Annotated in this window: 5 protein-coding genes; 1 reads left to right on the top strand and 4 read right to left on the bottom strand. The window is 61.8% G+C overall.

Annotated elements, in window-relative coordinates; translation table 11 throughout:
* Window positions 1-54: 54 nt before the first annotated feature.
* Window positions 55-1,593 (bottom strand): aldehyde dehydrogenase AldB, encoded by a 1,539-nt coding sequence (gene aldB, locus FN633_RS03165; protein ID WP_154056705.1) that lies wholly within the window; start codon window positions 1,591-1,593, stop codon window positions 55-57.
* 164 nt (window positions 1,594-1,757) lie between these two features.
* Here aldB and FN633_RS03160 point away from each other — a divergent pair, with 164 nt between their 5' ends.
* Entirely contained in the window at window positions 1,758-2,642 is an 885-nt protein-coding gene (locus FN633_RS03160) for an ROK family protein (protein ID WP_154056704.1), read from the top strand.
* Between the two features lie 12 nt (window positions 2,643-2,654).
* Here the strand turns inward: FN633_RS03160 and selB are convergent, their stop codons facing one another.
* From selB to FN633_RS03145, 3 genes are all read right to left on the bottom strand, one after another.
* Window positions 2,655-4,508: a selenocysteine-specific translation elongation factor gene (gene selB / locus FN633_RS03155; RefSeq protein ID WP_154056703.1), complete on the bottom strand. Its 1,854-nt coding sequence runs from the start codon at window positions 4,506-4,508 to the stop codon at window positions 2,655-2,657.
* The gene (selA, locus tag FN633_RS03150; RefSeq protein ID WP_154056702.1) at window positions 4,505-5,893 is read right to left on the bottom strand and encodes an L-seryl-tRNA(Sec) selenium transferase; all 1,389 of its coding nucleotides are present in this window, start codon (window positions 5,891-5,893) and stop codon (window positions 4,505-4,507) included. The genes selB and selA overlap by 4 nt, the downstream gene beginning before the upstream one ends.
* Window positions 5,894-5,989: 96 nt before the next feature.
* Window positions 5,990-6,598, bottom strand: a complete 609-nt coding sequence (locus FN633_RS03145) for a glutathione S-transferase (protein ID WP_042393944.1) — start codon at window positions 6,596-6,598, stop codon at window positions 5,990-5,992.
* Window positions 6,599-6,716: the final 118 nt, after the last annotated feature.

The following is a 6,716-nucleotide window of genomic DNA, read 5'->3' as shown; positions in this document are numbered from 1 at the left end:
GCTAATTAACACTGTTGTAGGCCGGGCAAGCTTGCGCCGCCCGGCGATAGGGACTTAGAACAGCCCGAGTGGTTTATCCGAATAGCTCACCAGCAGGCACTTGGTTTGCTGGTAGTGATCCAGCATCATCTTATGGGTTTCGCGTCCGATGCCGGACTGCTTGTAGCCGCCGAACGCCGCATGGGCGGGATAGGCGTGGTAGCAGTTGGTCCAGACGCGTCCGGCCTGGATACCGCGCCCCATCTTATAGGCCAGGCTGCCGTTGCGGCTCCAGACGCCCGCGCCCAATCCGTACTGGGTATCGTTGGCCAGCTCCAGCGCCTCCTCCACGGTTTTAAAGGTAGTGACGGCGAGCACCGGGCCAAAGATCTCCTCCTGGAAGACGCGCATGTTGTTCTGCCCAAAGAGAATGGTCGGCTCCAGGTAGTAGCCCTCTTTCAGCTCGCCCTCCAGCAGCTTGCGCCGCCCGCCGGTGAGTACGTCCGCCCCCTCGTTTTTACCAATGTCGATGTAGTTGAGGATGGTCTCCAACTGCCCTTGAGAGACCTGTGCGCCCATCTGGGTGACGGTATCCAGCGGGTTGCCGCTGCGGATGCTCTCTACCCGACGGATGGCGCGCTCCATAAAGCGCTCGTAGATCGACTCCTGCACCAGCGCCCGGCTTGGACAGGTACAGACTTCACCCTGGTTAAAGGCGAACAGGGCAAAACCCTCTAGCGCCTTGTCAAAGAAGGCATCCTCCTCGTCCATCACGTCGGCGAAGAAGATGTTCGGTGACTTGCCGCCCAGCTCTAGGGTGACCGGAATAATGTTCTGGGTCGCGTACTGCATGATCTGCTGGCCCACTTCAGTGGAGCCGGTAAAGGCCACCTTACTGATGCGTTTCGAGGTGGCAAGGTACTCACCAATCTCGCCTCCCGCGCCGTTGACCACGTTCACTACCCCCGGCGGCAGTAGATCGCCGACAATCTCCATCAGCAGCAGCACGGAGAGCGGCGTCAGGCGCGCCGGTTTTAAGACGATGCAGTTTCCGGCGGCGAGCGCAGGGGCCATCTTCCAGCTTGCCATCAGCAGCGGGAAGTTCCACGGGATGATCTGCCCGACCACGCCCAGCGGCTCGCGGAAGTGATAGGCCACCGTCTCGCTGTCTACCTCGCTGATGCCGCCCTCCTGGGCGCGAATACAGGAGGCAAAATAGCGGAAATGGTCAATCGCCAGCGGCACGTCGGCCCCGCTGGTTTCGCGGATCGGCTTGCCGTTATCCCAGGTTTCGGCGGTCGCCAGCAGCTCCAGGTTCTGCTCCATGCGGTCGGCTATCTTCAGCAAAATGGCCGCCCGATCTTGCACGGAGGTATGCGCCCACTTATCTTTCGCCTTATGGGCCGCGTCCAGCGCCAGATCGATATCGCGCTTGCTTGAGCTGGCAATTTCACACAGCGGCTGGCCGGTGACCGGGGTCAGGTTCTGGTAGTACTCGCCGTCGGCCGGGGGAACCCAGTCGCCGCCGATAAAGTTTTCATAACGCGCTTTTAAGGTAAGAGGATAACCGTATTCGCCAGGCTGGATGCGGTTGGCGGGGGGATTGTTTGTCATGGCCGTCTCCTTGCAGGGGTGTTCTTCAAGGGTAGCCGGGGTGGATAAAAAAGAAGCAATCAAATTGCCGCTTTTCGACGCTGTTCACGTATTACCTTACTTTACATTCTCCCGTCTGGCCTGAGCCATAATTAAGCGTATGGAACCGGAAAAGGGAAATACCTATGCACTACTTTATTGGTTTTGATGTCGGGGGAACCCACATCAAGCATGGCCTGATCGACGAGCATGGCGAAGAGCTCTCTTCGGATGAGTTTGATACGCCCGAAGATGAAGCGTCGTTTAAAAAAGCGTGGAAAGACGTCGTTGAAACTTACCAAAAAGATCACGAGATCGCTGGCATCGGCGTCAGCTTCCCTGGCCATATCAACGTGCATACCGGCAAAGCGGCAAAAGCGGGCGCACTGGACTTTATGGATGGCGCAAACCTGCACGATCTCTTCTCGACCCTCACCGATCTGCCCGTCGTGGTGGAAAACGATGCCAACTGTGCGGCGCTCGGCGAGCGCTGGCGCGGGGCCGGACAGAAGTTTGAGAACTTCGTCTGTATCACCGTGGGAACCGGCATTGGCGGCGGGATTATCGTCAACGGTGAGCTGTTCCGGGGCGTGCACTTCCACGCCGGTGAGTTTGGCGTGATCCCCGTCGGCAACAACGGCGAGTGTATGCACGAGGTTGCCTCCGGCAGCGGCCTGATGAAAGCCTGCCGTCAGGCACTGGCGGTCTCTGCCGACGAGCTGCCGCACGGTAAAGAGCTCTTCGAGCGTATGGACAGCGACGTCCATCTGCGTGAGGCCATTAACGAGTGGGCGCTGTTCCTGGCGCGCGGCGTCTATAGCGTCATCTCTATGTTCGACCCCGAGGCGGTGCTGATTGGCGGCGGGCTGAGCGAGCAGGAGAAAGTTTACCAGTTGCTCGATCGTCACCTGGAAACCTTTGAGATGTGGGAGGCGCTACGCGTGCCAATCCACCCCTGCAAGCTGGGTAACCAGGCGGGCAGACTGGGGGCGGTGTGGCTGGCGAAGCAGAAAATCGCGCCCGGTGAATAGGGCGCGACAGGGTTACGCCTGCGGATTGGCCGGGAACAGCAGGGCGTCGCGCAGCAGGTGATCGTTGCCGCGTCGGCGGGTAAAGCCGATGCGGTCGAAATATTCGAGGATCTGAATGGCCAGCTTGCGTCCGACGTTGAGTTGGTCGCGGAAGTCGGCGGCACAGGTTGATCCACGTTCGCCGTCCAGGGCGCGGATCAGATTCGCAAAGGCCACAATGCGATCGTTGCGGTAGTAGCGATCTTTTACGATCGCCGTGATCAGCCCCTGCTGCGCCGCCTGGTGCAGAACGCTGCGCATAATCTGCTCGTCTGTCCCCACCTCACGCGCCAGGTCGCGCACCCACCACGGCTCGTCACCAAACAGCGTGGCGGCTTTCTGCCATATCGCCTCCTGCTCGGCAGTAAAGCCTGCTTTATGCTCCGGCAGGTGCAGCCAGCCGTGATGGCTGTAGATATCTCCGCTCTCCCGCATCCGCTCGATGAGCGTCAGCACCAGCGCCTCGTTCTCCATTGGTAGGGCCATGCGGCGCAGACGCTCGCGCCCTGGCCCTGGCTCGTCCCGATGCTGGGCATGGTAGGTGGCGAGGGTATCAAGGATCTTGCGCTGCCAGCGGGCGGCGACCGCGGCGCTAATCAGGCTGTCTCCGGCCTGGATCAGCGCCGGGCTCTCGGTCAACGCCGCCAGCCCCTGAGCGTTAAGCTGTCTCTCCCACGCGAACGACGGCAGATGTACCGCGCCGCGCGTCAGGTGCACCGCCAGCGCGCTGGCATCGTCACCCGCTTCTGCCAGCGCGGCGATCCACGCCAGGTACTCTGGCTTACGTTTGCCCCGGCGCGGCGGATTGAGCGTGACCACCCGCGCCCCGGCTAGCGTGGCGCGAGCAGCGATATCGCGCAGCACCAGTCGATCGTTATCTGCCAGCCACAGCGGCGTATCCAATACCAGCTCGGCAAGATTATCTTCGAGCAGCGAGACGCGGCCCGTCACGTGGCTGGCGGCATGGTGAATGTGCAGCGGCTGCCACTGACCCAGCGGCGCGTGGGTGTGCAGCGCCACGATCAGCCGTGTCACAGGCTCGGGCGGCACCTCGGCCAGCAGCCAATCGCCGCGGCTGATAGCCTCTTTTTCAGCATCGCCCGCAATGTTTAGAGCGATACGCTGCCCGGCGTGGGCCTGCTCTACCGGCTGGTTTTGCGCATGCAGGCCGCGCACGCGCATTGGCCTGTTCACTCCGGTAAGCCACAGGGTATCGCCTACCTTTACGCTGCCGGAGAGCGCCGTGCCGGTCACCACTAGCCCCGCACCCTTGACGCTAAACGCGCGATCGATGGCAAGGCGGAAGCGGTGCTCGTCGTTCTGCTCGCGTTCGGGCAGCGCCAGCAGATGCGCGCGCAACGCCTCAATGCCCACCCCCTGCGTCGCAGCGGTAGTAAACAGCGTTGCCTGCGGGTAACCATACTCTGCCAGCACGCTGTGTATCTCGGCCTCAACCTCAGCTATCCGCGCCTCGTCCACGCGATCGGCCTTAGTCAACGCCACGGTCAGCGCCGGGTTGCCGGTGAGCTGTAAAATCGCCAGGTGCTCCCGGGTTTGCGCCATCACGCCGTCGTCGCAGGCCACCACCAGCAGCGCGCCGTCGATACCGCCGACGCCCGCCAGCATATTGGCAAGAAACTTCTCGTGGCCCGGCACATCAATAAACCCCGGCACGCGGCCATCCGGCTGGGGCCAGTAGGCGTAGCCGAGATCGATAGTCATGCCACGCTTCTTCTCTTCCGGCAGCCGGTCGGCATTGATGCCGGTGAGCGCCTCCAGCAGCGTCGTTTTGCCGTGGTCGACGTGCCCGGCCGTTGCAATAATCATTTCAGTAACCTGTTCAAAAAGCGGGATTCATCGTCAAGGCAGCGCAGATCGAGCCACAGACGACCATCGGAGATGCGGCCAATCACCGGCTGCGGCAGCGCGCGCCACTGCGCCGCCAGTGCTTCAAGGCGGCTGCCGCGTCCGTCGCGAGGAGTAAAGGTCAGCGCCGCGCTGGGCAGCCTGTCCACCGGCAGCGATCCGCTACCGATTTGCGACTGGCAGGCTTCAACCTGAATCAGGAACTCAGCGTAGCGGCTCTCCAGCGCGGGCAGAAGCCGCTCGGCCTGCTGACGAATGTCGTCCGCGCTGCGGGTCAGCAGGCGCAGCGTCGGCAGCCGTTCGGCCAGCTTTTCCGGGTGCAGATAGAGCCTGAGCGTGGCCTCCAGCGCGGCGAGGGTCATCTTATCCACCCGCAGAGCGCGCTTAAGCGGATGCTGCTGGAGCCTGGCAATCAGTTCGCGCTTGCCGATGATAATCCCCGCCTGCGGACCGCCGGGCAGCTTATCGCCGGAGAAGCTCACGAGGCTGACGCCTGCGGCAATCATCTCCTGCGGCATCGGCTCTTTCGGCAGACCGTACTGGCTGAGATCGACCAGCGAGCCGCTGCCTAAGTCGGCTACCACCGGCACGTTCAGCGGCAGGCCAATTTGCACCAGCTCCGCCTCCTCCACTGCCTTGGTGAAGCCGGTGACGGCATAGTTGCTGGTATGGACCTTCATCAGCAGCGCTGTATTCTCGTTCACCGCCTCACGATAGTCTTTGGCATGGGTGCGGTTGGTGGTACCCACCTCATGCAGCACGCATCCCGCCTGACGCATCACGTCCGGAATGCGAAACGCACCGCCAATCTCCACCAGCTCGCCACGCGACACCACCACCTCTTTGCCGTTAGCCAGCGCGGCCAGCATCAGTAGCACCGCCGCCGCGTTGTTATTCACAATGCAGGCATCCTCCGCGCCGGTCAGGCGGCAGAGCAGATCCGCCACGCCGCGATCGCGATGACCGCGCCCGGCCTCGTCGAGGGCGTATTCCAGCGTCACCGGAGTGCGCATCGCTTCGGCAACCGCCTCGATAGCAGCCTCCGCCTGTAGCGCGCGTCCGAGGTTGGTGTGCAGCACCGTGCCGGTGAGGTTAAATACTGGCCGCAGGGCGCGGGTTTCATGCTGTGTCAGCCGACTCTCCGCTGCGGCCGCCCAGTCCGCGCACCAGGCGGGCAGCGCCTGGGTTTCGCGCACCGCAAGACGGGCCTCGTCCTGAAGCTGGCGCAGGGTATCCACGACGCGGCGGTGACCGAAAGTGTCGACTAAGACAGCAAAGTCGTCGGCGTGCAGCAGACGATCGGTTGCCGGGATCTGGCTGAAAAGCGAACGTGATTCAAGGGTCATGACAAAGCCTGCAGTAGATTACCCCTCCCGCCGGAGGGGATTCGACGTGAAGGGAGATTGTACAGCGTACCGGCGCAGGCTGTCAGTATGCTGGGGCTAGGACTTTGGCGGTTCGGTGCGGGCAAAGCTCTCCCGCTGGAACAGCGTCTCCACCAGTTTCACCAGCTGCGGCCTGTCCACGCACCAGCCGGGCGAGACGCGGCGGAAGTTGATATAGCCGATGGCGCAGGCCACGGCGATAGTAGCAACGTTGAGGCTATCCGGCTGAATATCGCCTTCGCTGACGTGCTTTTCCAACATGTCCAGCGCCCGGCTAATTTTCTCCCGCTGGCGCAGCAGCTCGGTTTCCGACTGCTGGGCCGCCGGTCGGGCCTGCTCGCGCACCGAGACCAGCCCGGCGTCCATGACACCATCGGCCAGGGCTTCTATCTGGCGCAGCTTCAACGCCGCCTTTGGATCCTGCGGCAGCATCGCAGGCGCGATGTCCAGCAGCTCCAGGTAGGCAGCAATGATAGGCGAGTCGTACCAGATATCGCCCTCGTCGGTGACCAGCGCCGGAACTTTACCCAGCGGGTTGTAGTGCGCAACGCCGTTTTCGCCGTTGTAGGGGAACTCATTTACAAATTCAAAGGTGATCCCCTTCTCCAGCAGGATAACGGAGATTTTACGTACAAACGGGCTGGTATAGCTGCCGATAAGTTTCATTAAGTGATCCTGTCTACCCGAAAAAAGTAATTATGGATCAGCGATGAAAAAAAGGCAGGTGATGCCTGGCGCATTCCTGCCTTTTGAGATTAATAGTCAAGATAGAAGATGTTGCTGA

Source organism: Pseudescherichia vulneris (assembly GCF_902164725.1).
GTDB lineage: Bacteria > Pseudomonadota > Gammaproteobacteria > Enterobacterales > Enterobacteriaceae > Pseudescherichia > Pseudescherichia vulneris.
Note: the sequence above shows the minus strand (reverse complement) of the source record. Positions and strands in the feature narration are given on the sequence as shown.

Coding starts and splice junctions, on each gene's coding strand:
- aldB (WP_154056705.1), bottom strand. CDS start 1,593: ATGACAAACAATCCCCCCGCCAACCGCATCCAGCCTGGCGAATACGGT.
- FN633_RS03160 (WP_154056704.1), top strand. CDS start 1,758: ATGCACTACTTTATTGGTTTTGATGTCGGGGGAACCCACATCAAGCAT.
- selB (WP_154056703.1), bottom strand. CDS start 4,508: ATGATTATTGCAACGGCCGGGCACGTCGACCACGGCAAAACGACGCTG.
- FN633_RS03145 (WP_042393944.1), bottom strand. CDS start 6,598: ATGAAACTTATCGGCAGCTATACCAGCCCGTTTGTACGTAAAATCTCC.
- selA (WP_154056702.1), bottom strand. CDS start 5,893: ATGACCCTTGAATCACGTTCGCTTTTCAGCCAGATCCCGGCAACCGAT.